At 29.9% G+C, this 25,967-nt stretch carries 20 protein-coding genes; 12 read left to right on the forward strand and 8 right to left on the reverse strand.

Translation table 11 applies throughout. The features are described from left to right. Nucleotides 1-41: 41 nt before the first annotated feature. Both ACQ3F0_RS19775 and ACQ3F0_RS19780 read right to left on the reverse strand, forming a co-directional pair. Nucleotides 42-668: a TlpA family protein disulfide reductase gene (locus tag ACQ3F0_RS19775; protein WP_428867410.1), complete on the reverse strand. Its 627-nt coding sequence runs from the start codon at nucleotides 666-668 to the stop codon at nucleotides 42-44. A 213-nt stretch (nucleotides 669-881) separates the two neighbouring features. Continuing rightward, nucleotides 882-1,046 carry a hypothetical protein gene (locus ACQ3F0_RS19780; protein WP_428867412.1) on the reverse strand — a complete coding sequence of 55 codons (165 nt, stop codon included), beginning with the start codon at nucleotides 1,044-1,046 and terminating at the stop codon, nucleotides 882-884. A gap of 183 nt (nucleotides 1,047-1,229) precedes the next feature. Here ACQ3F0_RS19780 and ACQ3F0_RS19785 point away from each other — a divergent pair, with 183 nt between their 5' ends. Continuing rightward, on the forward strand, nucleotides 1,230-1,478 hold the full coding sequence (locus ACQ3F0_RS19785; protein ID WP_428867413.1) for an ATP cone domain-containing protein: 249 nt from the start codon (nucleotides 1,230-1,232) through the stop codon (nucleotides 1,476-1,478). Between the two features lie 55 nt (nucleotides 1,479-1,533). Here the strand turns inward: ACQ3F0_RS19785 and ACQ3F0_RS19790 are convergent, their stop codons facing one another. Next, on the reverse strand, nucleotides 1,534-2,385 hold the full coding sequence (locus ACQ3F0_RS19790; RefSeq protein WP_428867414.1) for an AraC family transcriptional regulator: 852 nt from the start codon (nucleotides 2,383-2,385) through the stop codon (nucleotides 1,534-1,536). A gap of 131 nt (nucleotides 2,386-2,516) precedes the next feature. Here ACQ3F0_RS19790 and uxaC point away from each other — a divergent pair, with 131 nt between their 5' ends. Genes uxaC through ACQ3F0_RS19805 form a run of 3 tightly spaced genes read left to right on the forward strand, consistent with a single transcriptional unit; the run spans nucleotide 2,517 to nucleotide 6,632 of the window. Next, complete coding sequence (gene uxaC, locus ACQ3F0_RS19795) at nucleotides 2,517-3,923, forward strand: glucuronate isomerase (RefSeq protein WP_428867416.1); 1,407 nt, start codon at nucleotides 2,517-2,519, stop codon at nucleotides 3,921-3,923. 31 nt (nucleotides 3,924-3,954) lie between these two features. Then, on the forward strand, nucleotides 3,955-5,031 hold the full coding sequence (gene uxuA / locus ACQ3F0_RS19800; protein WP_428867418.1) for a mannonate dehydratase: 1,077 nt from the start codon (nucleotides 3,955-3,957) through the stop codon (nucleotides 5,029-5,031). Continuing rightward, nucleotides 5,031-6,632, forward strand: a complete 1,602-nt coding sequence (locus tag ACQ3F0_RS19805) for a mannitol dehydrogenase family protein (RefSeq protein ID WP_428867419.1) — start codon at nucleotides 5,031-5,033, stop codon at nucleotides 6,630-6,632. Before uxuA ends, ACQ3F0_RS19805 begins: the two co-directional genes overlap by 1 nt. A 114-nt stretch (nucleotides 6,633-6,746) precedes the next feature. Here the strand turns inward: ACQ3F0_RS19805 and ACQ3F0_RS19810 are convergent, their stop codons facing one another. The 3 genes from ACQ3F0_RS19810 to ACQ3F0_RS19820 form a co-directional block, all read right to left on the reverse strand. Further along, a complete protein-coding gene (locus ACQ3F0_RS19810; RefSeq protein ID WP_428867421.1) occupies nucleotides 6,747-8,153 on the reverse strand; it encodes an MATE family efflux transporter in 1,407 nt (468 codons plus the stop codon). Nucleotides 8,154-8,293: 140 nt separating this feature from the next. After that, a complete protein-coding gene (locus tag ACQ3F0_RS19815; protein ID WP_428867423.1) occupies nucleotides 8,294-8,725 on the reverse strand; it encodes a MarR family winged helix-turn-helix transcriptional regulator in 432 nt (143 codons plus the stop codon). A gap of 158 nt (nucleotides 8,726-8,883) precedes the next feature. After that, nucleotides 8,884-10,128: an AraC family transcriptional regulator gene (locus tag ACQ3F0_RS19820; RefSeq protein WP_428867424.1), complete on the reverse strand. Its 1,245-nt coding sequence runs from the start codon at nucleotides 10,126-10,128 to the stop codon at nucleotides 8,884-8,886. 209 nt (nucleotides 10,129-10,337) lie between these two features. Between ACQ3F0_RS19820 and ACQ3F0_RS19825 the strand changes: the two genes are divergently transcribed. Then, nucleotides 10,338-12,638: a glycoside hydrolase family 2 protein gene (locus tag ACQ3F0_RS19825; protein WP_428867425.1), complete on the forward strand. Its 2,301-nt coding sequence runs from the start codon at nucleotides 10,338-10,340 to the stop codon at nucleotides 12,636-12,638. Nucleotides 12,639-12,690: 52 nt separating this feature from the next. Here the strand turns inward: ACQ3F0_RS19825 and ACQ3F0_RS19830 are convergent, their stop codons facing one another. After that, nucleotides 12,691-14,445 (reverse strand): helix-turn-helix transcriptional regulator, encoded by a 1,755-nt coding sequence (locus ACQ3F0_RS19830; protein ID WP_428867426.1) that lies wholly within the window; start codon nucleotides 14,443-14,445, stop codon nucleotides 12,691-12,693. Between the two features lie 376 nt (nucleotides 14,446-14,821). Between ACQ3F0_RS19830 and ACQ3F0_RS19835 the strand changes: the two genes are divergently transcribed. The 5 genes from ACQ3F0_RS19835 to ACQ3F0_RS19855 all read left to right on the forward strand — a co-directional run bounded on the left by ACQ3F0_RS19835 (nucleotide 14,822) and on the right by ACQ3F0_RS19855 (nucleotide 20,440). Continuing rightward, nucleotides 14,822-15,805: a Gfo/Idh/MocA family protein gene (locus tag ACQ3F0_RS19835; RefSeq protein ID WP_428867428.1), complete on the forward strand. Its 984-nt coding sequence runs from the start codon at nucleotides 14,822-14,824 to the stop codon at nucleotides 15,803-15,805. 5 nt (nucleotides 15,806-15,810) lie between these two features. After that, nucleotides 15,811-16,692 (forward strand): sugar phosphate isomerase/epimerase family protein, encoded by an 882-nt coding sequence (locus ACQ3F0_RS19840; protein WP_428867430.1) that lies wholly within the window; start codon nucleotides 15,811-15,813, stop codon nucleotides 16,690-16,692. Between the two features lie 30 nt (nucleotides 16,693-16,722). Beyond that, a complete protein-coding gene (locus ACQ3F0_RS19845; protein WP_428867431.1) occupies nucleotides 16,723-17,916 on the forward strand; it encodes a Gfo/Idh/MocA family protein in 1,194 nt (397 codons plus the stop codon). A gap of 38 nt (nucleotides 17,917-17,954) precedes the next feature. Further along, nucleotides 17,955-18,797: a sugar phosphate isomerase/epimerase family protein gene (locus ACQ3F0_RS19850; protein ID WP_428867432.1), complete on the forward strand. Its 843-nt coding sequence runs from the start codon at nucleotides 17,955-17,957 to the stop codon at nucleotides 18,795-18,797. 167 nt (nucleotides 18,798-18,964) lie between these two features. After that, nucleotides 18,965-20,440 (forward strand): MFS transporter, encoded by a 1,476-nt coding sequence (locus tag ACQ3F0_RS19855; RefSeq protein ID WP_428867433.1) that lies wholly within the window; start codon nucleotides 18,965-18,967, stop codon nucleotides 20,438-20,440. Nucleotides 20,441-20,495: 55 nt separating this feature from the next. Here the strand turns inward: ACQ3F0_RS19855 and ACQ3F0_RS19860 are convergent, their stop codons facing one another. Further along, complete coding sequence (locus ACQ3F0_RS19860; RefSeq protein WP_428867434.1) at nucleotides 20,496-21,731, reverse strand: AraC family transcriptional regulator; 1,236 nt, start codon at nucleotides 21,729-21,731, stop codon at nucleotides 20,496-20,498. Between the two features lie 534 nt (nucleotides 21,732-22,265). On the opposite strand from ACQ3F0_RS19860, the gene ACQ3F0_RS19865 reads away from it, so the two are divergent. Together ACQ3F0_RS19865 and uidA are read left to right on the forward strand one after the other, a co-directional pair. Then, nucleotides 22,266-23,741 (forward strand): MFS transporter, encoded by a 1,476-nt coding sequence (locus ACQ3F0_RS19865; protein WP_428867436.1) that lies wholly within the window; start codon nucleotides 22,266-22,268, stop codon nucleotides 23,739-23,741. A gap of 402 nt (nucleotides 23,742-24,143) precedes the next feature. Continuing rightward, nucleotides 24,144-25,940, forward strand: a complete 1,797-nt coding sequence (gene uidA / locus ACQ3F0_RS19870) for a beta-glucuronidase (protein WP_428867438.1) — start codon at nucleotides 24,144-24,146, stop codon at nucleotides 25,938-25,940. The last annotated feature ends 27 nt before the right edge of the window (nucleotides 25,941-25,967 follow it).

Below are 25,967 nucleotides of genomic sequence, written 5' to 3' on the forward strand. Positions count from 1 at the left end.
TAGTCTAGCTTGACTTGAAAATTACATATATGATTTACCTGCTAATCTTGTTCCAATAATGACATTCTTTTTAAAATTGCACTTTTATATGCTTCTGCGCTACGGGCTCCAAAGTGTGGCTCACCAACAACTTTACCATTACTATCTACAAAAATTGTAGTGGGGAAAACAGTTGTATTGTCTGTTAATACCTCTTTAAGTACTTTGTCGGGGATGAGTGTTAAGAAATTCGCTCCAGCATCTTTCATTACTTTATTGGCAAACTTAACTGTACTCTTATCTATGGCTTTCTTTTCAGTAGAAGTATCAACACAAATTGAAATGATGTTGCTACCTTCGGGACGTGTATTGTATAGTTTGGCGATATCAGGCATTTCTGCAATGCATGGACTACAGCCAGTATACCAAAGGTTTATCATAGTTATTTTGTAGTCTTTAAAATAGTCTGAGCTGATTTTCTCGCCAGTGATAGCAGTAGTATTAAAACCTGTTAAATTCTTATTAGCATAAAGTGAAATTTGTTCTACGTTTTGTTTTGTTTCTTCCTCTTCAGTTAGTATAATTGGATCACTAGGTCCTCCACTGATTACTAAAAATGCAAATCCTATAAGTATGATTATAAAAACAACACCTAATCCTTTTAAAAGACCTGAAATAACTTTTTTCATATTATCGCCTCTTTCTTTACTTTTTTACACTTATATATTTCTATTTTAATTTTACTACTATCAAAAAAACTAACCATAGATGTTTCTTACATTACTCTTACAATTTTGCAAGATAAATTGTTAAAGTATTAAAAGGGCTTAAAATATAAAAACAGCTTATTTTTAAGTAAGCTGCTTTATGATAAGTTGTTTTGTGAGTTGCAATTATAAATATTACCCTTGATTATTAATGTGTGGACTTTGGGTTCCTTCTCTTTTTAAGGAATGTCTTTTCATAGTTCTATTATTATTTTTGCCTTCTTCACTAGCTAAAGAAACTTGATGATTACACTTTTCCATTCTTACTTCCTTTTTATCTATTTGACTATCTTTAGGCATATTATTTCCTCCTCTATATTTTGTGAAATTATCATAAATAATATTGTTATTATTATTCATAGATGTGTAATAAATTATTCTGTTTCTATTGAGAAAACGAGAAGTATGATTTTTTTTAGAGTTCATTCCAATTAGTTTCAATTCTTCATATTATAATTATATAAGTTTTAGGAGGAGTTAATTGTGAAGGTAATCAAAAGAAATGGAAGTATTCAGAATTTTAATAAGAATAAAATCAAGTCAGCCATAAGAGGTGCATCTGATGATTCTAAAGAATGTTTTAATGTGTCAGATATCAAAAATATAACCGTTTGTATTTTGAAAGCTATTGGAGATAAAGAAATAATTAAAAGTTCAGAAATTGGTGAAATTATTGTAAGAGTTCTAAAAGATTTTGGGTTTAAAAAAACAGCTAAATTATTTGAAGAATAGTAAGTAAGGGACTGTCTCAGAATAAAAAACTGAGGTAGTCTCAGTTTTTTTTGTATTATGAACCGTACCCAATTTTCTTCTTATATTGGCTAGGTGACAATCCTGTGATTTTCTTGAAAGCTTTGTAGAAGTTTGAATAGTCCCTAAACCCTACAGTCATAGAAAGTTGGTTAATAGGTATATCTTTTAAAATAAGTTCCTTAGCTTTCATAATTCTCTTATAGGTTAAATATTCTATCAAAGTGAAGCCAGTATTTTCTTTAAAATAGTGACTAAGATAATACTTATTAAGATAGAATTTTTCTTGGAGTAAATCAAGGGTGATTTTAGAGCTAAGATTTTTATTTATATAATTTAGTATATTTGACGTTAATCCATCATCTAGAATAAAATTAGGGCTTATCTCTTGCTCTGAATAGAGTTTATTCAAAACTATAAGTAGTTGGATAATGTATGTTTTTACCAATAGCTGATTTTCAGTAGTGTTAACTTTAGTACATTCTTCAACTTTGGTTAATATATAATCAATTTCTTTTAAAGTTTTATCATTTCCTTTAAGTAAATTATTGTGGCCTAATTTTCTGTTTTCAAAACAGGATAATAAATTATATTTAGTAAAGTCAAAAATACTTAGAATTTCAGGTTTGAAGTGAAGAACTTTTCTTTCATATACAGTATCAGAATTAATAAATAGCCTGTGAAGTTCTTTAGTGTTAATTATTAAAATATCATTTTTTACAAGAGAGTAGCAAGTTCCTTCTATATACGATGTCGCCCCTCCTGAAATTAGGAAATATATTTCATAGCCATCATGTAAATGGGTGGAATATTCAAAAGGAGCTTTATCTATACTATGATGGAACCACAAATTATTATTAATAAGTTGCATTGAAGAATAGTTTATCATGAAATCACCCTCACTTCTTATAGATATAAATAAAATTTATCATGTATATATTATACAGCAATATTTGCAATGTTTTAAACAAATATATCAAAGTTTTTTATGTTACCATTTTTATAAGAGGTGATATTGAAATGAATAAATTTATGAATGAAAATTTCTTGTTGAATAGTAATAAAGCAATTGAATTATTCAAAAAATACGCTGAGGATATGCCGATATTTGATTATCATTGCCACTTAGATCCTAAAGATATATGGGAAGATAAAAAGTTTAGTAATATAACTGAAGCTTGGCTATATGGTGATCATTATAAATGGAGAGCTATGAGAAGCAATGGCATTACGGAGGATTATATAACGGGTAACAGAACTGATTTCGAAAAGTTTGAAGCCTGGGCTAAGACTATGCCATACCTGATAGGAAATCCTTTATATAGTTGGACTCATTTAGAATTACAAAGATATTTCAATATTCAGGATATACTTTGCGAAGAAAATGCTAAGGCTATATGGGAGAAGGCCAATGAGGTTTTAGCAAAAGAAGATTTCAGTGCTAGAGGTATTATCAAAAGATCAAAAGTAATAGGTATTTGCACTACAGATGATCCTACGGATACCCTTGAATATCATGAGAAAATTGCTACCCTTAATGATTTTGAAACAAAAGTTTTACCAACTTTTAGACCGGATAAAGCTTTAGAAATAAATAATCCTATGTTTAAGGATTGGGTATTAAAATTATCTGAGACTTGTGGTAGAGATATAAAGTCTTATGATGAATTACTTCATGAACTAGAAGAGAGAGCTAAATATTTTCATGAAAGAGGATGTAGACTATCAGATCACTCATTAGGATATGTTTTCCATAAAGAAGGAACCTTAAGTGAAATTAAGGAAATATTTAGTAAAGCTTTAAACAATGAATATATTGATGTATTAGAAGAAGAAAAATATAAGACTTATACAATGAATGAACTTGGAAAAATCTATTCAAAATTAGGATGGACGATGCAACTACATTTAGGAGCTATGAGAAATAACAATACTAAAATGTTTAATGCTTTAGGTGGAGATGCTGGTTTTGACTCTAATAATGATTATGCTATTGCAGAAAATTTATCTAAGCTACTTAATTCATTAGATGTATGCAATTGTCTTCCAAAAACTATATTATATGCATTAAATCCTAAAGACAATTATGTTTTGGGTACAATGGCAGGTAATTTCCAAGGCGATGGAATTCCTGGCAAAATTCAATTTGGAACTGCATGGTGGTTTAATGATAATAAAGATGGTATGGAAAGTCAAATGAAGTCCCTTGCAAATGTTGGGGTTTTAGGAAGATTTTTAGGTATGCTAACGGATTCAAGAAGCTTTCTTTCTTATACAAGACATGAGTATTTCAGAAGAATTTTATGTAATATGATTGGGGAATGGGTAGAGAATGGAGAATTCCCTGACGATAACCCTACATTAGAAAGAATAATAAAAGGTATTTGCTTCAATAATGCAAAAGAATACTTTGGCGTAGAACTTTAATAAAAAATAGATTGGTAAGGAGATGATAAAAATGAAAATGACTTGGCGATGGTATGGGGAAGGAAATGATGATATAACCCTAGATCATATAAGACAGATACCAGGCGTTATGGGAGCAGTATGGTCTCTTCATGACAAGGTTGCCGGTGAAGAATGGGAAATGGAAAGAATCCAGGAGGTAGCAGATCAGTTAGCGGCAAAGGGTCTTAGTCCTGCAGTTGTAGAAAGTGTAAATGTTCACGATGACATAAAGATGGGATTACCTTCAAGAGATAAATATATTGATATATATATAGATACAATAAGAAAGCTAGCTAAAGTAGGAGTTAAAGTAATATGTTATAACTTTATGCCTGTATTCGATTGGACTAGAACTGACCTTTATAAAGAAACAGAAGATGGTTCTAATGCTCTTTTCTATGAAAAGAATTTAGTCGAAGGAGTTTCTCCACAGTCTGTTGTAGATAGGATATTAGAAGGGGCTGGAGACAAGACAATGCCTGGGTGGGAACCAGAAAGACTTGCCCATCTTGAAAAATTATTTGAGGATTACAGTGGTATAACTGAAGACATACTTTTGGAGAATTTAAAGTATTTCCTTGAGAGAATTATACCAGTATGCGCGGAAGAGGATGTTAAAATGGCAATACACCCGGATGATCCACCATGGCCTATTTTTGGACTTCCAAGAATTATAAGAAGTAGAGACCATATTAAAAAGTTCTTAGACCTTGTGGATAGCCCGTATAATGGACTTACTTTATGTACTGGTTCTCTTGGTCCTAATCAGGATAATGACATACCAGCAATAATAAGAGAATTCGGAGATAGAATTCATTTTGCACATATTAGAAATGTTAAAGTTTTTGAAAATGGAGACTTTATAGAAACTTCCCATAGAGCTTGTGATGGAAGTGTGGATATAGTGGAAGTTGTTAAAGCTTATCATGAAATAGGATTTGAAGGATATGCTAGACCTGATCATGGAAGACATCTATGGGGAGAAGAAAAGGAGTGTAGACCAGGATATGGTCTATATGACAGAGCCTTAGGAGTAATGTATCTTCTAGGAATATGGGATACTCTTGAAAAGGAGAAAAACAAATAATGAGACTAAACTTAAACGAACTAAAAAATACTGGAGTATGGGAAAAAGCTAATATAGCTCTTCCAAAGTTTGATTATGAAAAAGTAAAAGCGAGTACTGAAGAAAATCCTACTTGGGTTCACTTTGGAGCTGGAAATATATTTAGAGGTTTTGTAGCAAAGGCACATCAAAATCTTCTTGATAAAGGCATGGCAGATACAGGTATAATAGCTGTTGAAACCTTTGACTATGAAGTTATTGAAAAGGTATATGAACCTTGTGATAATTTAGCATTAGTTGTTCTTATGAATAGTGATGGTAGCTTTGATAAGACTGTTGTTGCAAGTATAGTAGAAGGTATAACTACTAAAATAGACAATGGAGACTATGAAAGCCTTGTAAAAGCTTTTGAAAATCCAAGTTTACAAATGGCTAGTTTTACAATTACTGAAAAGGGTTATGCCCTTAAGGATTTCTCAGGGGAGTTTTTATCATTTGTAAAAGCTGATCTTGAAAATGGTCCTAGTAAACCTACTCATGCTATGAGTGTTGTTACTGCTCTTGTATATAAGAGATATCTTAAAGGTGCATATCCAATGGCTCTTGTAAGTATGGATAACTGTTCTCACAATGGTGATAAGGTTAAAGAAGCAGTTATTACTATTGCTAAGGAATGGCAAAAAAGAGGTTTTGTAGAAGAGGGGTTCGTTGATTATATCACTGACGAGAAAAATATAACATTCCCACTATCTATGATAGATAAAATAACTCCAAGACCTGCAGATGCGGTAAAGGAAGTTTTAGAAAATGATGGTGTTGAGGATATTGATGTAGTGATAACTTCTAAAAACACTTATATGGCTCCTTTTGTAAATGCAGAAGTATGTGAGTATTTAGTAATAGAAGATAAATTTCCAAATGGTAGACCTACACTCGAAGAGTCTGGAATTTTATTTACAGATAGAGAAACGGTTAATAATGTTGAAACTATGAAGGTAACAACTTGTCTAAATCCCCTTCATACTGCTTTAGCAGTAACTGGTTGTCTATTAGGACATAAACTAATAGCTGATGAGATGAAGGATGATACTCTTAAAAAACTAGTAGAGAAGATAGGATATGACGAAGGATTACCAGTGGTAATAGACCCTAAGATTTTAAGTCCTAAGAAGTTTATAGACGAGGTTGTAAATGAGAGATTTGCTAATCCTTATATACCAGATACACCTCAGAGAATAGCTACAGATACTTCTCAAAAGGTAGGAATAAGATTTGGGCAAACAATAAAATCTTATATTAAGGATAATAGTCTTAACCCTGCTAGTCTTGTGGGTATTCCACTTGCAATAGCTAGTTGGTGTAGATATTTGATGGGAATAAATGATGATGGTAAGGAAATAACTTTAAGTCCTGATCCTATGCTAGATACCCTTAAAGAAACAATGGATAAAATAAATATGGGGGATACTACTGTAGACCTTAATGATATTCTATCTAATGAAGAAATTTTTGGTATCAATCTGTATGAGATAGGTTTAGGTGATAAGATTGAAAACATATTTGTTAAGATGATAAAAGCACCAGGTGCTGTTAGAGCTACTATTGAAGAGTATCTTGTATAAACTTAAATAGATATTATAAAAACAGTAAGGACGAAACTTAAATATGTTTCGTTCTTACTGTTTTTGCTTTAATAAGTCATTGTTTAAAAGATTTCAATATCTGGTAAGGGCCTACTATATTTCAGTAGGGCTTAAAGTTTGTACTTTCTTTGTAATACTTTCCTCGTAATTATCTTCTTCGATTTTTGTACTCAATTTTTTTATTGCTCTATTTAATAAAATATAGGTTATTAGAAAAGAAATGAAATCTGCTATAGGTCCTACTATCCAAACCCCTGTCAAACCCCAGAATTGTGGGACTATTAATATAAGAGGGATTAATAAAATCACCTGTCTCAATAATGATAATAGCATAGATATTTTTGCTTTTCCTATAGCCTGAAAATAATTTGAACCAACAATTTGATATCCTATTATTGGTAACATAATCAAATATATTCTTAATCCAGTAGAACCAATTGAAATTAACTCACTACTTTCACTATTAAACAATTTTATAATATTTTCAGGAAACAACTCTATGATAATTAAAGCAACTGATGAAATTATCACTGCACTTAAAATGGCAAGATTTAAAGTTTGTTTAACTCTTATATAACTTTTAGCTCCATAATTATAACCTATTATTGGTTGTGATGCTTGATTTATTGCAATAATTGACATGATAATCAACGTAGCTACACTAGTCATTATGCCCATGGCACTAACGGCCATATCCCCTCCGTAATTAATCAATTGTTTGTTAAATAGAACATTTACAACGGAGCCTGCTACCTGCATCGCAAATGGAGCCATACCGATAGCTATTATCTCTTTTATGATTCTTAAGTCCAATTTCATATTTTGAAATTTCAATTTCAATACGCTTCTACTTGATAAGAAATGCATTATTACCCAAATTGAGTTAATAGTCATAGCAATTACTGTAGCTAGAGCGGCGCCTTTTGTTCCCATGTTTAAACCTAATACAAATATAGCATCCAAAATAATATTTGAAATGGCTCCAATTAACATAGTGACCATTGCAATAACGGCATCTCCTGAAGATCTTATGCAGTTATTCATCCCAAAACCTATATTTTGCATAACTGTTCCAAATAAAATAATAGAAAGATACTGCTGTGCATAGGCTATAGTATTCTCACTTGAACCAAAAGACATGAGCATGGGTGTTTTAATAATAAATGCTATAAGACTAATAAATATAGAAGCAATAATCAATAATATAAATGTATTTCCAAGAACTTTCTCTGCCTTTTCCTTATTTTCTTTACCTAGATTAATGGAAATTAAAACTCCGCCACCCATACCAAATAGCATACCAAATCCTGATGTAATTATCATTATCGGAAAAGCTACACTGAGTGCTGCAAGAGCATAGGGTCCAACAGCATTTCCTATAAAAATTCTATCAACTATATTGTACAAAGCATTAACTAAAACTCCAACAATTGCTGGAACGAAATATTTTAATAATAATTTTGGTATTTTTTCATTTTTCAACTCATAAATATTTTTCATAAATATCCCCTTTAGACTATTAGTTTAAATTCTACGTATAATTTTATATTTGGTTACTCATTATCTTTATGAAATACGCGAATCATTTATTTAGATAGCTAAATAAATAAAGATAAAAAAATTCCCTAGTAGGAAATTCTTTAATCTAAAGTAACGTTTTTATTAGCTATTTTTAATAACCTTAAAAATTCATTGGCCTCTGTATCATCTAATCCTTTTATAAGCGTGCTCTCTAACGATTTTATTATTTCACAAGATTTTTGTTCAAGACTTATTCCTTTTTCAGTTAAGAATATTAACTTAGCTCTTGCATCGGATGAATCATATTTTCTAATAACCATATCTTTTTTTTCTAATATATCAATTAGCTTTGTTAATGAAGAAGGTTTTATATTCATACTATTTGAAATTTCTTTTTGAGTAATCCCATCTTTATTCCATAAGCATTTTAAAACTTTCCACTGAGAAGATGTGAGTTCCCATGAATTTAATTCTTCATCGTGTAATAATCTTAAATTATGTGCTATTCTAAAAATATAATACCCTGGCAGTTCAGTTGTATTTAATTTCATTTAATCACCTAAAATAAATATTCTAATTAAAATTAAATATTTAGATATCTAAATATTTTTGAACTATAATAATAGTATACTACTTAAATCTAAAAATCAAGTTTATTTAAAAATTATCTTCTAAGTAAATGTTGAATTCACAGTAGAATCTCTATAAGTTACAAATCTGTCTGCCTTATTTTTTTAATATATTGAGAAGGGGTTATTGATGTGATTTTCTTAAAAACTCTACTAAAATAATTCAGATTACTGAATCCAATCATTAACGCAATTTCAGTAAGAGAGATATTACCTCTTTCTAGATATAATTTTGCTTCGTCTACTCTTTTTTGATTAATATAATCTATTACAGTCAGATTTGTGTCCTTTTTAAATTGCCGTGAAAGATGGGAGGGATTCACATGTATCTCCTCAGCTATACTTTTAAGGCTCAAGTTGGTTTGGATATTAAGATTTATATAATCCACAGCCTTTTTAACAATAGAACTGTAATTACTTGTAGAAAACATTCTCACAACATCACAATATTCATTTATCATTATAGTTTGCAATTTTTTTAAATAAGGTAGATTTGGAGCCCTTTCAATCATAATTGCAAATTTTTCTGATATGTTATGAAGATAAATTGGATGAACACCACCTCTTTCAGCTGCAACTCTAAATAATGAGTTTGATGTTAATGATAAATTTTTTAGAGATCTAATAGGACTTTCAGGGATTCTATCATTAAAATTAAAAAAAGTATTAGTTTCTTTAAGAATACGATTTACTTCATCGTTATCTCCTTTTGAAATAGCGTTCATCAGATTTTTTTCATATTTATATCTATACTCTATAATATTTTTACTTTCAGCTATAGTAGTCTTTATTTCCTCCTTATTAATTATTGGATTAATTATATCAGAGGTTATTAGTTCAGAATCAATATGGGAATGCCCGCAGAGATTAACTAACAAATCACCAATATCATTAGAATCATTACCACTTATAACGGGTAATGATTGATAAAATTCTTGGAGCTGTTTTCGCTCGCTAATTGGTAGTTTATTATTAGATATAATATCAGTGATAAAATCTCTAGATGGTATAACCGAAATAAAGGGCCCAATTAAAATAAAACCGTGAAAGGATCTATTTTCCCAGATGCCAGAAGCAATATATTCAAGGCGATAGGAATTTATATAGTAATAGTAGCTAGTAATTGTATTATTTCTTAGGATATCATTAATATTTTGATAATCATTCTCCAAATTCTGTAGTACTGCTGGAAGATTATGATTAACCAACTGTAAAATTGGATTTCCATCCTTATCAATTAACCTAACATCCATTTTAGTAACAGCACTTAATGTATTACATGTTTTAAGCAAATCATTAAAATTAAATTTCATTTTTTCTATCATAATATCACCTTCTTATACTATCATTACCATTATAATAACAAGTAATCGTTTTATATGCAATATATGTACTAAACTCAATCAAAATTGTATGAGCATTAATACAAAATAAATAATATACTTAACTTAGTTGATTATATGACTTAAATAATAAATAAACATATAAATAAGCCTAAACTTTTAAAACTAGGTAAAACGCGGAGGGAAAAGTAATGAGAAAAATTATTAATATTAATAGTACATGGAAATTCATAAAACAAGATGAAGCTAACGCAATGGAAAAAGTATTTAACGATTCAAGTTGGGAGGAGGTTAATGTACCTCACACTTGGAATGCTATTGACGGAGCGAATGGATTTGACTTTTATAAAGGTGCTTGTTGGTATAGAAAAGAGTTTGTAATAGAAACTACAGCACAAGGAAATAAAGTATTTATTGAGTTCAATGGATCTAACAGTATTACTGATGTATATGTAAATGGCCAATATATGGGACAACATAAAGGTGGATATTCTACATTTAGATTTGATATAAGTGATGTTATTGAATTTGGAGCTAAGAATATACTGGCAGTAAAGGTAGACAATACAGTTGTTGACGATGTATATCCTCAAATGGCAGATTTCACATTTTACGGAGGAATCTATCGTGATGTAAATATTGTTATTGCTAATAATGTTCACTTTGATTTAATGGATTATGGTTCAAAAGGTATCTATATAGTTCAAGAAGATGTGAGGGAAGAGAAAGCTGCATTATCAATTAAATCAAAGTTAGTTAATGATAATGAAGAAGATAAGAAAGTAAGACTTTGGGCAGATATTTTAGATGCAGAAGGTAATAATGTAGCTTATGCAGCAAAAGAAGAGGTGATAGCTGCAGGAGAAACTAAAGAAGTAGAGATGCCAGTTGTTATAGAAAACCCAACATTGTGGAATGGTAGAAAAAATCCTTACATGTATGAAGCAAAAGTGTCTATGGTGAGTTTTAACGATACTGTGGATGAGCTATCAATTCCTTTCGGTGTAAGATATTTTGAAGTTGATGCTGATAAAGGATTCTTCTTAAATGGCGAGCATCTTCCGTTAAATGGTGTTTCAAGACATCAAGATAGAAAAGATATGGGTTGGGCAATTATGGAAAAAGAACAAGAAGAAGATATAGAAATAATTAAAGAGGTAGGGGCAACTTCTATTAGATTAGCTCACTATCAACATAACCAATATTTCTATGATTTATGTGATAAAGAAGGTATGGTTCTATGGGCTGAAATACCATTTATATCTGTTATGTCAAAAACAGAATTAGAAGGTATTAATGCTAAACAACAAATGACTGAGTTAATCAGACAAAACTATAACCATCCATCAATTATGTTTTGGGGTATTCAAAATGAAATACAAATTAGTGGAGAAAGACCAGAACTTAGAAAACTTGTTAAAGAATTAAATGAGTTAACTAAAAAAGAAGACCCTACTAGATTATCTACTATGGCAAATGTTATGTTCGTGCCAGATGAAGATGAATATAATTATATGACAGACATCGTTGGATATAATAAATATTATGGTTGGTATAATGGTAAAGCTGAAGATTTTGCAGGATGGCTTGATGGATTCCATAAGACTAATCCTAATGTAAAATTAGGTATATCTGAATACGGTGCAGAAGGTATCTTACAATATCATAGTAATGATCCAAAAGTAAAAGATTATACAGAAGAATATCATGCTTTATATCATGAAACAGTGTGGAAGATCTTTAAGGAACGCCCTTACCTTTGGTCAACATATGTTTGGAACATGTTTGATTTCGGTGCAAATATCAGAGATGAAGGTGGCGTTAAAGGAAGAAATAATAAAGGATTGGTTACTTACGATAGAAAAATTAAAAAAGACGCTTTTTATATGTATAAAGCACATTGGGCAGATGAAAAGTTTGTGCATATTACAAGCAAGCGTTTTGTAGATAGAGCAGATGATGAAATAAAGGTTAAAGTATATACTAACTGTTCTGAATTAACACTTTACGTAAACGGAACTGAGATGGCTACAAAAGCAGGCGATGATAGAATCATTATTTTTGAAAAGGTTGCTTTAAAAGATGGAATTAATGAGATTAAAGTAATTGCTAACCAAGATGGTAATAACTTTATAGATGTAGCTAGATTTAATAAAGTAGCTGAGCCAAATGAAAGCTATAAAGCTCCTGAAGAAGAAGGGGGTGTAGTATCTAACTGGTTTGAGATGCCAGACTTAGATAATGTTGAAGTTGAAGAACTTGAAATTACAGATGATGTATATTCAACACGTTGTACCTTTGGAGAACTTTATGAAAAAGAAGAAGTTAAAGCAGTGCTTAAAAAGTATCTGGGAGACTTTGATGAGCATCCTATGTTTGGAATGGCACAAGCATTTGTAGTTGATAACATGGCTGAATTGGCACCAGAACAATTTAGTGAAAAAATGTTATATACTCTAAATAAAGAATTAACTAAAATTAAAAAATCATAATAACCAAAAAGGAAGCTGTTGATAGAACAGCTTCCATTTTATTGTGTTGGAATTAGTAATTATTACTTAAAGATTCTACATACCTTCCTGGTGTTACATTTTCATATTTCTTAAATACTCTTATAAATGTCATAGTATTTAAATAACCTAAAGTACTTGCGATTTCATTAACTTTATGGTTATTTTTAAGGAGTTTTTTTGCGTCCATAATTCGATAAGAATGTATATATTTTAGAATAGTATTGCCAGTATCTTTTTTGAATATATTACTGATTTGTGAAGAGGACATATCAAAATGTTCTGCTATTTTGTTTACACATAAGTCATGCTTCATATAATTTTTATGTATATAATTTAAAATTTCATTTGTTATTTCTTTGTGATTATTTTTCTTCTTTTCGTAAGCTGCTTGTAGCACATCTAGAATTTGTATATAACAGTCTTTTATTTCTTCAAGTTCAGGTTTTGGTGATAGATTTGAGAATTTATCTTCTAATATATTAAGATTTTTAGTGCAAGGATTAGTTTGGTAAACTATAGCATCATAAAGCATAAAACTAACCACAGTTATTTCATTTTCAATTTTAAATGGTACATCTATTGATAGAGTTAGAATATCAAAGGTAGATAGCAATATAGATTTTGCTAAAGTGTAATTTTTATTATTTAGTGCGTTTTTGAATTTATTACATTCTACTAATAATCTACGACATTGCCCCTTTTTTTCATTTTCTATAGATAATTCTTCAAAAGGTATAACTTTATTCTTTCCTAAAACTGTTATATACTTTGAAGCTATTTCTGCTTCTGAATATCCTTTGCAGAGATTATTAATATCATTTATAGCAGTACTTAATGTAATAGTAACTTTCAGCTTCATCCTATGATGAAAAAAGTATATAGCTTTATCTAAAATTTTATTGATATGCAGCTTTTCAATATTTACATCATAGCTATCGAAATTAATGATAGATACAATATTATTTTTGTAAGTGGTTAGATGCACATCATAGGTATTGCCAAACATTTCATTGATAACATTCTCTATAACTAGCTTTTGTAAATCTTTTTCGGTAATTTTTTCTGATTCATTAATATGAAATATTGCAATTTGGTAATATGGTTTGTCTAAATTGATATTAAACTTATTTTTTAGTGTCATCAAAGATTGATTAAATTCATTATTTTCTATAAGATTTGAAAGTAAAAAGTTTTTATAGGATGCAAATTCTTTTTTTGAGTAATCATTATCTTTATCTATTGTGGCTAAAAGCTTTTTTAAAGATCCTAAATTCTTTCTTGAATATAGATAAGATAAATAAATGCTTATTATCAGAGAAGATAGTAATGCTGATATAGAAAGAACTTTTATGTAGTTAGTAGTTAAGTGAATGTCTTTATACTTTTTTATAAGTAAGTATGTATTATTATTAGTCGTAATATTAGTAAGACAATATTTAGTTTCATCAACTTCTTCAGTAATAATAGCCTCTTTATAATATGGTTTAGATAGTGAGTCAAAAATGTGATTGTAACTAGAGTTACTTGTATAAAGTAAATTTCCAAGTCCATCAATAACTATAAATGCCCCATCTTTGCTAGCATTAAATCCATCTACAATATTATTATCATATAAAGTTATAGAAGTTTTTAATTCTCCAATAAACTTACTATTCTCTTCGTAACGGAATACGTTTACGATTTTCATACAGAATAATCCTAATATAAAAGCACATACAAAAGATATTAATAAATAAGATAGAAACCATTTGATCAAATTATTATTTTTTATTTTATCAAATAACATGAATATCACTCCTAAAAAATTATAATATTACTTCTTTGTAGTAAGATATATTTCTTTGAAATAATAACAGATTATCATAGCAACATAATAAGTATATACATTATTATTAAATATTGCTCTTATTATTTTGACTTAATTAGCACAATTGTTGCTATTTTGAAAAATATATAATTTTGGTATTAATTTCCTATAAATGCTTTAAAAACTTTGGTATATGAAAAAATGTATATAAAAAAAATGGTATATTAAGATTCTTATATTTTGGGCATTAGATTGAAATAACTAACATAGATGAAATTCAAGGTAAAGAATAGTATATTTACCGTCTAAGTGGCCAGAAGGTAAAATCAAATTGAGAAGGAGGTGAAGCAATTCTATGTTACGGACAGGTGTTATTGGCTGCGGTGTAATTTCTTTAGTTCATATTCCTATTATTATAAACAATAAAAATACTAAGTTAGTATGCGTTAGTGATATTGATACTAATAAACTTAAAGAACTTGAAGAGAAGCATCAGTGTAAAGGATACCAAGATTATAAAACAATGATAGATGAAGAAAATCTTGATGTTGTACACATATGTACTCCTCATTATCTGCATAAGGAAATGATTATATATGCATTAGAAAAAGGTGTCAATGTATTATGTGAAAAACCCGTTGTTATGAATATGAAAGAAGCATCTCAGGTAGAAAAAGTGTTGGAAAAGAGTAGCACAAAGTTAGGTGTTGTTCTTCAAAATAGATTAAACCCTACATCTATTATTCTGAAAAAATATGTTGATGAAAAGACATTAGGTGAAGTAAAAGGTATCAGAGCATTTGTGAATTGGTATAGACCTGCTGGTTATTATACGGAAAGTGATTGGAGAGGTAAGTACGCAACGGAAGGTGGAGGTGTTTTAATAAACCAAGCCATACACACATTAGACTTAATGCAGTGGCTTGGAGGAGAAATAGAGTGGGTTGAAGGTTCCCATAATACAAGATTATTAAGAGACTATATAGAAGTTGAAGATACAGCAGAGGCAATTTTAAAGTATAGTAACGGAGCAATAGGTTTATTCTATGCTACTAACTGCTATGTTGATAATAGACCGGTTGAAATAGAAGTATTATTTGAAGAAGGGGCCCTTCGGCTTATAAATAATGCTTTGTATTTACAAAAGGAGAAGTCTTTTGAATTGCTTGCTAAAGAACAAGTTACAAAGAGTGTTAAAAATTATTTTGGTATAAGCCATGGAAAGTTAATCCAAAACTTTTATAATGCTGTTTTGAATGATACAGATAATTATGTTTCTTTTAATGAAGGTATAAAAGTGTTAAAGCTTATCGAAGAAATAAGAGTAGAGGAAGGTTAAAATATATGCAAAATATTTCAATATCAGGTTTTTCAGATGAAATTTCTGATAGCTTCGAGGAACAATTAAAAGTAGTTAAAGAATTGGGAATGAAATACATTTCAATTAGAGGATTGAATGGGAAGAACATTGCAGATTATACAATGGAAGAAGTTACTGATTATATAAAACCAAAATTAGATGAATACGGAATAAAAGTTTCTTCAATAGGTTCTCCTATAGGAAAAGTATTTATTGATGATGAAGAAGGATATAAAAAACAGTTAAATCAATTAGAAAATATAGTCCGATTTTGTAATGTATTAGATTGTAAATATATCAGAATGTTTAGTTTCTATATGCCAAAAGAACAAGCTGTTGATTTTTATAAAGATGAAGTGGTTGAAAAAATAAGTAATTTTGCAAAGATTGCTGAAAAACACAATGTTATCTTACTGCATGAAAACGAAAAAGATATTTTTGGAGATACTGATAAACACTGTAAAACAATTTTAGATGAAGTAAATTCTCCATACTTCAAGGCAATCTTCGATTTTGCTAATTTTGTACAAGTTCATGTGGATACAGTAGAAGCATATAAACTTCTTAAAGATCACATTGTATATATTCATATAAAAGATGCCGAAAAAGGTGAAAATCAAAATGTACCATGTGGAACTGGTGATGGTAATATTGAGGTGGTTTTAAATGATATCTTTAAAAATGGATATGAAGGATTTTTAACATTAGAACCACATCTAGCAGTATTTGAATCTTTAAAAGATTTAGAGCTTGAAGATGTAAACGAAATTATCAAAGTTGATAGAGGTCTTACTGGTAAAGAAGCATATGAATTACAGTATAATTCACTGTTATCAGTATTAAAAAATATAAAGAAAGTAAGTTAAAAGTAACAAAAATGAATGGAGGACTAAAGAATGAGTGTAAGAATTGGGATTATTGGTATAGGACAACAAGGCTCTATGTATGCAAGTGTTATGAAAAATGGAAAATTCATGGGAATGGATGTTGGGAAAGTAAAAGGCGCTGAACTAACAGGTATATGTGATATCAGAGAAGAGAGAAGAGAGTGGGCTAAAGAAAACTTAGGTGAAGATATAAAAATTTATGAAGATTACATAGAGATGTTAGACAGTGGAGAAATAGATGTGGTAATGGTTGTAGTACCTCATTATTTACATCCAGAAATGGCTATTGAAGCCATGAATAGAGATATTCACGTAATTGTTGATAAACCAGCAGGTGTATATACGAAACAAGTAAAAGAAATGAATGAAGTAGCAGCATCAAAACCTAATGTAAAATTCGGTATGATGTTTAACCAAAGAATGAATCCATTATATCAAAAATTAAAAGAAATCATGGATAGTGGTGTAATAGGTGAACTTAGAAGAACAAACTGGATGATTACTACATGGTGGCGTCCACAAGCTTATTATGATATGAGTAGTTGGAGAGCAACATGGGAAGGTGAAGGCGGCGGTGTCCTAATTAATCAAGCACCTCATCAAATTGACTTATGGCAATGGTTATGTGGTATGCCTAAAAAAGTGAATGCTAAAATTAGCTATGGTTCACATCGTGATATTGTTGTAGATGATGATGTAACAGCTGTTGTAGAATATGAAAATGGAGCGACAGGTGTATTTATTACATGTACACATGACATTATGGGAACAGATAGATTTGAAATCTTTGGTGATAAAGGTAAAGTTATTGTTGAAAATAGCAAAAAAATCATCTTAAAAACATTAAAAGAATCTGAAAATAAATTAAATGAAAAACTTACATTTGAAGATGTTAAAGCTATATTTACAGGTCAAGGATTAAAAGATGTTATGGAAGAAGAAGTGATTGAAGTTGAATCTGCATGGGGAAGACAACACGCAGAGGTAATAGAAGCATTTGTAGCATCCATTGAAAATGGAACACCATTAGCAGCTAATGGTGAAGAAGGTATAAACGCATTAACAATTACGAATGCAATGCACTTATCAAGCTGGTTAGGTAAAGAAGTTGAATTGCCACTTGATGAAGACTTATTCTTTGAAGAATTACAAAAAAGAATTGATGAAGAGAGAAGAGAAAAAGAAGAAACAATCACTTCATAAAAATTAGTAAATTAATAAAAATAGGGAGGAATCAAATAATGAGCAAGCCACAAGTAGCAGTAATAATGATGATGTTAAAAGAAAAAATTAAAGAAGACGGGATCTACAATACTTTAAAAAAATTAAAAGATATGGGGTATAATGCTGTAGAAATATCTCAAGTAGAAATGTCTGAAGAGAACATCACAGAAATGAAAAGAGCTATCGATGAATTAGGTATGGATATTTGTGCTTTAAGTGCAGTTACTGAAAATTTTATGCCTCAAATAAAATTTGATACGCTTAAAGATGATTTCGATAAAATTGTTGAGGATGCAAAAACATTGGATTGTAAATACTTGAGGATAGGTATGCTTCCAGTTCATTATATGGGCAAAGAAGAAAAATATATTGAATTTGCTAAGGAATTGAATGAATATGGTAAAAGATTAAACGAACATGGTATGAAATTATTTTATCATAACCACCATTTTGAATTTGAAAGAGTAGGTGGTAAATTGGCAATGGATATTTTGGTAGAGAATAGTGATCCAGAATATGTTGGTTTTGAATTGGATGTACATTGGTTACAAGCAGGGGGACAAAATCCAATTGATTGGATCAGAAAATTAAAAGGGAGAGTTGAACTTGTACATTTAAAAGACTATAGAATTGTTACTCCTGAAAAATTAACTGGCTATGAAGATTTATTTAAAATGGTTCAATTTGCTGAAATAGGAGAAGGTTCTCTTGATTTTGAAGGAATAATTAAAGCTTGTGAAGAGTCAGATGTAAAATTTATGCCAATTGAGCAGGATATGACATATGGTAGAGATGTTTTTGAATCACTACAAATTAGTATGGATAATCTTAAGAAAATGGGATATAGTGAATTATTTTAAATTGCAATGGACTTAGTGCAGGCCTAATGCCTGCACCTGGTTTTAGAGATATGGTAACTATTTTGTAGATAATATTAAACTTTTAGGTTGAATGGAAACGTTAACAGTTGAAATTTCTAAGACTTAAAGTCTTGAAATATAAAAAATTAATTAAAGGGGGAAAAATTATGATTAACAAAGAAAAAAATGGTGTACAAGCAAATCAAGAAACAAATTATAATAGTGCCAAAACATGGCAGATAGGATTTTTTGCTTTAAATAACACTGCAACTAATATTGCCATGTTTTGTATGTTTTATTATGCGTTCTTTACTCAAAACATTCTTGGTCTTGGAGCAGCGCTTATAGGTACGATAGCAATGAGTATGCGTATGTTTGATGCAGTAACGGATCCATTAATAGGATTTATTATAGATAGAACAAATGGGAAGTTTGGAAAATTCAGACCTTTTATGTTAGTAGGTAATGTAATATTATTTATAACTGTACTTTTAATATTTAGAACTCCAGCTCATTGGGCAACAAATCAAAAATATATGTTCACAACTGTAATGTATGCTATATATATTATAGGATATACACTACAATGTACGGTAACAAAGGGTGCACAAGCTGCTTTAACAAATAATCCAAAACAACGTCCTATGTTTACAATGTTTGATGCTATTTATAATACTATTTTATTCAGTGGAGGTACATTTTTAGTAACAACTGTCATGGCACCTAAATATCCTAAAAATATGATTGATCCTTTACTTTGGAAGCATGTTTCATTACTTTTCATGATATTATCAGCTATTTTTACTATTTTAGCAATAACAGGAATATGGGAAAAAGATAGAACAGAATTCTTTGGACTAGGTGAAAATGCAGTACAAGTTAAGTTTAGGGATTATGCGGATATTCTTAAAAATAATAGACCTATACAAATGCTTGTTGTTGCTGCTTCAACGGATAAACTTGCAAGCACGGCTATAAGAGGTGCACAGTTATACTTCTTCTCTAATATTTTATTAAATACGGCATTACAGGGAAAATTTTCTCTCACAAGCGTTATTCCAGTTATGCTTATAACAATAATCGGTGTAAACTTTTCAAGAAAAGCAGGGATAAAAAAAGCTTTTGTAGGAGCAACTTGGGGAAGCATGTTAATGTTAATTTTAACTCTTGTTGTAACACCAATGCTTACTAAGTCTAGTACAGGTATTATAATACTTCTATGCTTAATGGCAGTACAAGCAGGTGTAATGGGTATATCAACTAATATTGTTATACCTATGATAGCAGACTGTGCTGATTATGAAACATCTAGAAGTGGAAGATTTATACCTGGAATGATGGGAACACTATTTTCTTTTGTTGATAAGATGATTTCATCTTTATCCACATTTATACTTGGAATGGTTATTGCGTGGGCAGGTTATGGAAATAGTGTAATCCAACCAAATACTGCAGTTAATTCAAAGTTCTATATTGGTATACTTTTCTGTATTTTTGGTCTTCCAATACTAGGACATTTAGCTTCACTTATAGCAATGAAATTCTACTATCTTGATGCTCCTATGATGGAAAAAGTAAAGAAAACAATTAATAATAAAAAGGCAGCAGGAGCTATTGTAGAAACAGCAGCTACTGATGCTTAAGATTTATAAATATTAAAGAAATACAAAGAAGCTGACTCATTATGAGGCAGCTTTCTTATTTAGTAGTTATTTTCATTATATATTCCGAAGGAGTTAGAGAAGTTACTTTTTTAAAAACCCTACAAAAATAATTATGGTTATTGAAACCTACTAAAATTGCTATGTCTGTTATTAAATTATTGCCTTGTCCAATCAAAAATTTTGCTTCATCTATCCTTCTTTCGTTAATGAACTCTGTTATGGTCATATTAGTTTCTTTTTTAAATTTTTTAGAAAGGTGAGATGGATTAACGTGAATATTTTCAGCTACAGACTTTAAACAAATGGGATTACTAAAATAAAAATTTATATTGTTAATAGCTTTTTGAACAAGAGGACTATAGCCCTTTGACGATAATGTTTTTACTGCATCACAATACTCAGTGACCATAGTTAATTGAAGATTATGCAATTCAGAGAGGTTTGTAGTCTTTTCTATTTGAATAGCAAACTTATCTGAAATACTATGAATATAAACAGGATGAAGCCCTCCTCGTTCTGCTGCTATTCTAAACGTACTATTAGAAGTATAAGCTAGATTTTTGAAAGCTCTTAATGGATTATTAGGGACTCTATATGTTCCATTAAATTCATATCTACCCCAAATTTTAATTGCATCTTCCGTTGAACCTTTTTCAATAGCATGTAGGAGTTCTTTTTCTATCTTGTATCTCATTTCTATAATATTATCTGAATCTTTCTCCTCCTTTAAATTTCTTTGTATATTTATGTTAGTTCTAATATCATCTGAAAAAATTGCTTGTCCATCAATGAATTTGTTTGCGCATAGATTTATAATCAAATTTCCAATATTCTTATAATCATCAGGATCAATATTAGTTAAACTTTTTAAGAATTCTTGCAATTTTAATCGAATGTGTATTGGTAATTGATTTTTATGAATGATATTGTTTATAAATTTATCGTTAGGAATTGTAGAAAGAAAAGGACCAACGATAATTGCTCCTTTATATATGCTATCATGCCAAATACCAACAGAGATATAGCTTAGGTGAAATGTATTTGTATAATAGTAAAAATACTTAGGTGACTTATCGCTTAAATGCTCATGTATAGATAAGTAATGCTGAATCTTTGAATGCTCCAATATTATTGGGAATTTGGTGTTGATTAATTGTAGTTTTGGCTCTTGGGTTTCATCAATAAATTCAACATCTAAGTCTGTTATTTTTTGTATAAGCCAACAGATTTTAGAAATATCTTCCATGTCTATATTGCTTTTTTCTATCAAAATTTTCAACACCTCTTTTCAGCTTACAATATTATAATAACAAAAAAAAATGAATAAAACAATAATTGTATACATTAAACTGAAATAATGAAAGAACAATTCGATACAAAATGATAAGATGCTATCATAAAGAGTTGAGTTAACACAAAACAATTGATTTTATGTAAACGGATATTGATTATATTTAATCTATAACTAAAAGACAACGATATAATAACAGAAAATTTTGAATAAAACAATAATTGTATACATTAAACCAAAATATTGAAAGAAGAATTCGGTTAAAAGTGATAACCTATTATCATAAAGAGTTAAGTCAACACAAAGCAATTAATTTTATGTAAACGGTTATGCTTTCTATCCTTTATTTATATAATAATTAATTATGTTTATAACTTGTCTACTTCTTGAAATAGTAAATAGAGGGCGGAAATGGTAACTTGGAAAAAACATAAAGGGAGGGTAGATGTAATTCTAAATTTATAAGTGCACATGGTATTATACTTTAAATTTAATATTTTAGGAGGAATAATCATGAGTAACAAACAAAGAAAGAGTGTTCAAGAAAAACGAGAAAATAATTACAATAGTGCAAAAACATGGCAGGTGGGATTTTTTGCTCTAAATAATGCTGCAACTAATTTTGCCTTTTTTATGATGCTGTATTACGCGTTCTACAGTCAAAACATTCTCGGTCTTGGAGCAGCAATTGTAGGTACAATTGCAATGGCTATGCGTTTATTTGATGCAGTAACAGATCCATTAATAGGATTTTTTATGGATAAAACAGATGGGAAGTTTGGAAAGTTTAGACCTTTTATGTTAGTAGGTAATATAATAATAGTTACAACCGTACTTGCAATATTTAGAACTCCAGATCATTGGGCAATGAATCAAAAATATTTGTTTACATCTGTAATGTATGGATTATTTATTCTAGGCTATACACTACAATGTACAGTAACAAAAGGTGCGCAGGCAGCTTTGACAAATGATCCTAAACAACGTCCTTTGTTTACAATGTTTGATGCTGTTTATACTGCTATTGTATATAGTGGCGGTACGTATTTTTTAGCAACTGTTATGGCACCTAAATATCCCCAAAATATGATTGATCCTTTACTTTGGAAAAATGCTTCATTACTTTTCATGTCAGCATCGTTTATATGTACTGTTTTAGCAATAATAGGTTTATGGGAAAAAGATAGAACAGAATTCTTTGGACTAGGTGAAAATGCGGTAAAAGTTAAGTTTAAGGACTATGTGGATATTATAAAGAATAATAGACCTATAAAATTGCTTGTTGTTGCTGCGTCAACGGATAAACTTGCAAGTACAGCTATAAGAGGTGCACAGATATATTTCTTCTCTAATATTTTATTAAATACTGCTTTACAGGGAAAATATTCACTTGGATGTATTATACCAGTTATTTTCATAACAATTGTTGGTGTAAACTATTCAAGAAAAACAGGAATAAAAAAGGCTTTTGTAGGAGCAAGTTGGATAAGTTTGATAATGTTAATTGCAATTGTTGCTTTGGTACCAATACTTTCTAAAACTTCTACAGGTACTATAATACTTCTAGTCATATGGGCAGTACAATACGGTATAATGAATTTATCTACTGGTATTGTTATACCTATGATAGCAGACTGTGCTGATTATGAAACTTATAGAAGTGGAAGATTTATACCTGGAATGATGGGAACATTATTTTCTTTCGTTGATAAGATGATCTCATCTTTAGCTACATTTATAATTGGAATGGTTATTGCATGGGCAGGTTATGGAAATAGTGTAATCCAACCAAATACTGCAGTTAGTTCAAAGTTCTATATTGGTATATTATTCTGTGTTTTTGGTCTTCCAATACTAGGACATTTAGCTTCAATTATAGCAATGAAATTCTATTCTCTTGATGGTCCTATGATGGAAAAAGTTAATAAGGGAATTGCAGATAAGAAGGCATCAAGCGTTATTAAAGAAGCAGCAGCTGCTGAGGCTTAAGATTTATAAATTTTAATGTAATTATAAAGGGCTGTCTAAGGCAGCCCTTTATAGTTATTCAAATTATAAGATTAATTTATGATAATACGATTATATGTTTAAACAATATCAAAATCATTTAGTAGTTTGAACTAAGTGATTCACTTTTATTATATATTCTGTAGGGTTTAGAGAAAATACTTTCTTAAAAACCTTACAAGAAATAGTTATGGTCATATTAGTTTCTTTCTTGAATTTATTGGAAATAAGTGAAGGTTTAATGTGAATAGTTTTAGCTACAGACTTCAAATAAATGGGATAATATAGTGATGTTATGTGAAGGATGAGAAACAAAATGAATAAGGTGGCATATATGCCTCCTTATTTACTTTGATAATATGATTAAAAGAAGGAGTGTCTATGATGAATTTATATGATTCAATGTTATATCCGCGAGAAACATCACAAAGATATGTTGTTGATTTAAGTGGATATTGGAAGTTTAAGATTGATACAGATCATAATGGAAGACAAAAAGGTTGGACAAATGGGTTGGTAGATTCAGTATTAATGGCTGTACCATCTAGTTTTAATGATATTTTTACTGAAAAGAAAATTAGAAATCATGCAGGTGATGTTTGGTATGAAAGAACATTTTTTATACCAAAAGAATTGGAAAATAAGAACTTAGAAATTCGTTTTGGAAGTGCTACACATAAAGCAGAAGTATGGGTTAATGGTGAAGAAATGGGGACACATAAAGGTGGTTTTATGCCCTTTGCTGTAAAGCTTAATGATGTAGTTAAGTATGGAGAAGAAAATACTTTAGTGGTAGCAGTTAACAATCTTTTAGATTTTACTACTTTGCCACTAGGAAGAACTAGCACTTTAGCTGATGGTAGAAAAGTTGTATTACCTCACTTTGATTTTTTTAACTATGCTGGGTTGCATAGAGCAGTTAAGTTAGTTGTAACACCAAAGGAAAGAATTGAAGATATTACTGTAGTTACAGATATTAATGGTAAAGAGGGAATTATTAAGTATGATGTTAAAACATCAGGGGATAATGAAGTTAACATTGAAGTGTATGATGAAGATAAAAAGTTAGTAGCAGAAGCTGAAGGTAATAATGGTGAAATAACTATTAATGATGCAAAATTGTGGCAACCAGGTAATGCATACCTTTATAATTTTCGAGCTAAAATTGTGAAGGGTGAAAAAGTGGTTGATGAATATTATATTGAAGTTGGTATTCGTACAGTTAAAGTAAAAGGTAATCGTTTCTTAATTAATGGCGATCCATTTTACTTTAAGGGATTTGGTAAACATGAAGATTCCGAATACCATGGTCGTGGTTTTGATCCAGTAGTTGCTTTGCGTGACTTTGAATTGTTAGATTGGATAAATGCAAATAGTGTAAGAACATCTCATTATCCATACGCGGAAGAATTTTATCAATTAGCTGATAGGAAAGGTATTGTTGTTGTTGATGAAGTTGCTGCTGTAGGATTCCAAGCTGTAGTTAAAGTTGAACATAAACCTGTATTTTCGGAAGAAATAGTTCAAACTGAAACACTTCAGTACCATAAATTAGAAGTTGAAAGACTGATAAAGCGTGATAAAAACCATCCTTGTGTTGTAATGTGGTGCTTGACTAATGAACCGGACAGTAAAGACTCAGCATGTGAGAAATATTTTGAAGAAGTATATTCTCATGCAAGAGCTTTAGATGTTCAGAATAGACCATTAACATATACACACTATATGGAAATTAAATTTGAAGAATGCAAATTACATCAATATGTAGATGTAATTGGATTAAACAGATATTGGGGGTGGTATGTTAAACCTGGTGAAGAATTTGTTGATGCTATGGAGATTTTTAAAAAAGATTTAGATGAATTTTCAACACCTGGTAAACCAATTATCTTCTTTGAGTATGGTGCAGATACAATGAGCGGTATTCATAAATTGCCTAGTGTAACGTTCTCTGAAGAATATCAAATTAATTTTTTAGAAGCATATCATAAAATGTTTGATTCATACGAAAATGTAATAGGGGAGCATGTTTGGAATTTTGCGGATTTCCAAACTACAGAAGGACCTATGAGGGTTGACGGAAATAAAAAAGGTGTATTTACACGAACTAGACAACCTAAAAGCGCAGCTTTTAATTTGAAAAAAAGATGGGGTAAAATAGACAATAATCATAAAGCCTAAATCTTTTTTACAATTATACATTTAGCA

Source organism: Clostridium sediminicola (assembly GCF_050402865.1).
Lineage (GTDB): Bacteria > Bacillota > Clostridia > Clostridiales > Clostridiaceae > Clostridium_AF > Clostridium_AF sediminicola.

Coding starts and splice junctions, on each gene's coding strand:
- ACQ3F0_RS19775 (WP_428867410.1), bottom strand. CDS start 668: ATGAAAAAAGTTATTTCAGGTCTTTTAAAAGGATTAGGTGTTGTTTTT.
- ACQ3F0_RS19780 (WP_428867412.1), bottom strand. CDS start 1,046: ATGCCTAAAGATAGTCAAATAGATAAAAAGGAAGTAAGAATGGAAAAG.
- ACQ3F0_RS19790 (WP_428867414.1), bottom strand. CDS start 2,385: ATGATAAACTATTCTTCAATGCAACTTATTAATAATAATTTGTGGTTC.
- uxaC (WP_428867416.1), top strand. CDS start 2,517: ATGAATAAATTTATGAATGAAAATTTCTTGTTGAATAGTAATAAAGCA.
- uxuA (WP_428867418.1), top strand. CDS start 3,955: ATGAAAATGACTTGGCGATGGTATGGGGAAGGAAATGATGATATAACC.
- ACQ3F0_RS19805 (WP_428867419.1), top strand. CDS start 5,031: ATGAGACTAAACTTAAACGAACTAAAAAATACTGGAGTATGGGAAAAA.
- ACQ3F0_RS19810 (WP_428867421.1), bottom strand. CDS start 8,153: ATGAAAAATATTTATGAGTTGAAAAATGAAAAAATACCAAAATTATTA.
- ACQ3F0_RS19815 (WP_428867423.1), bottom strand. CDS start 8,725: ATGAAATTAAATACAACTGAACTGCCAGGGTATTATATTTTTAGAATA.
- ACQ3F0_RS19820 (WP_428867424.1), bottom strand. CDS start 10,128: ATGATAGAAAAAATGAAATTTAATTTTAATGATTTGCTTAAAACATGT.
- ACQ3F0_RS19825 (WP_428867425.1), top strand. CDS start 10,338: ATGAGAAAAATTATTAATATTAATAGTACATGGAAATTCATAAAACAA.
- ACQ3F0_RS19830 (WP_428867426.1), bottom strand. CDS start 14,445: ATGTTATTTGATAAAATAAAAAATAATAATTTGATCAAATGGTTTCTA.
- ACQ3F0_RS19835 (WP_428867428.1), top strand. CDS start 14,822: ATGTTACGGACAGGTGTTATTGGCTGCGGTGTAATTTCTTTAGTTCAT.
- ACQ3F0_RS19840 (WP_428867430.1), top strand. CDS start 15,811: ATGCAAAATATTTCAATATCAGGTTTTTCAGATGAAATTTCTGATAGC.
- ACQ3F0_RS19845 (WP_428867431.1), top strand. CDS start 16,723: ATGAGTGTAAGAATTGGGATTATTGGTATAGGACAACAAGGCTCTATG.
- ACQ3F0_RS19850 (WP_428867432.1), top strand. CDS start 17,955: ATGAGCAAGCCACAAGTAGCAGTAATAATGATGATGTTAAAAGAAAAA.
- ACQ3F0_RS19855 (WP_428867433.1), top strand. CDS start 18,965: ATGATTAACAAAGAAAAAAATGGTGTACAAGCAAATCAAGAAACAAAT.
- ACQ3F0_RS19865 (WP_428867436.1), top strand. CDS start 22,266: ATGAGTAACAAACAAAGAAAGAGTGTTCAAGAAAAACGAGAAAATAAT.
- uidA (WP_428867438.1), top strand. CDS start 24,144: ATGAATTTATATGATTCAATGTTATATCCGCGAGAAACATCACAAAGA.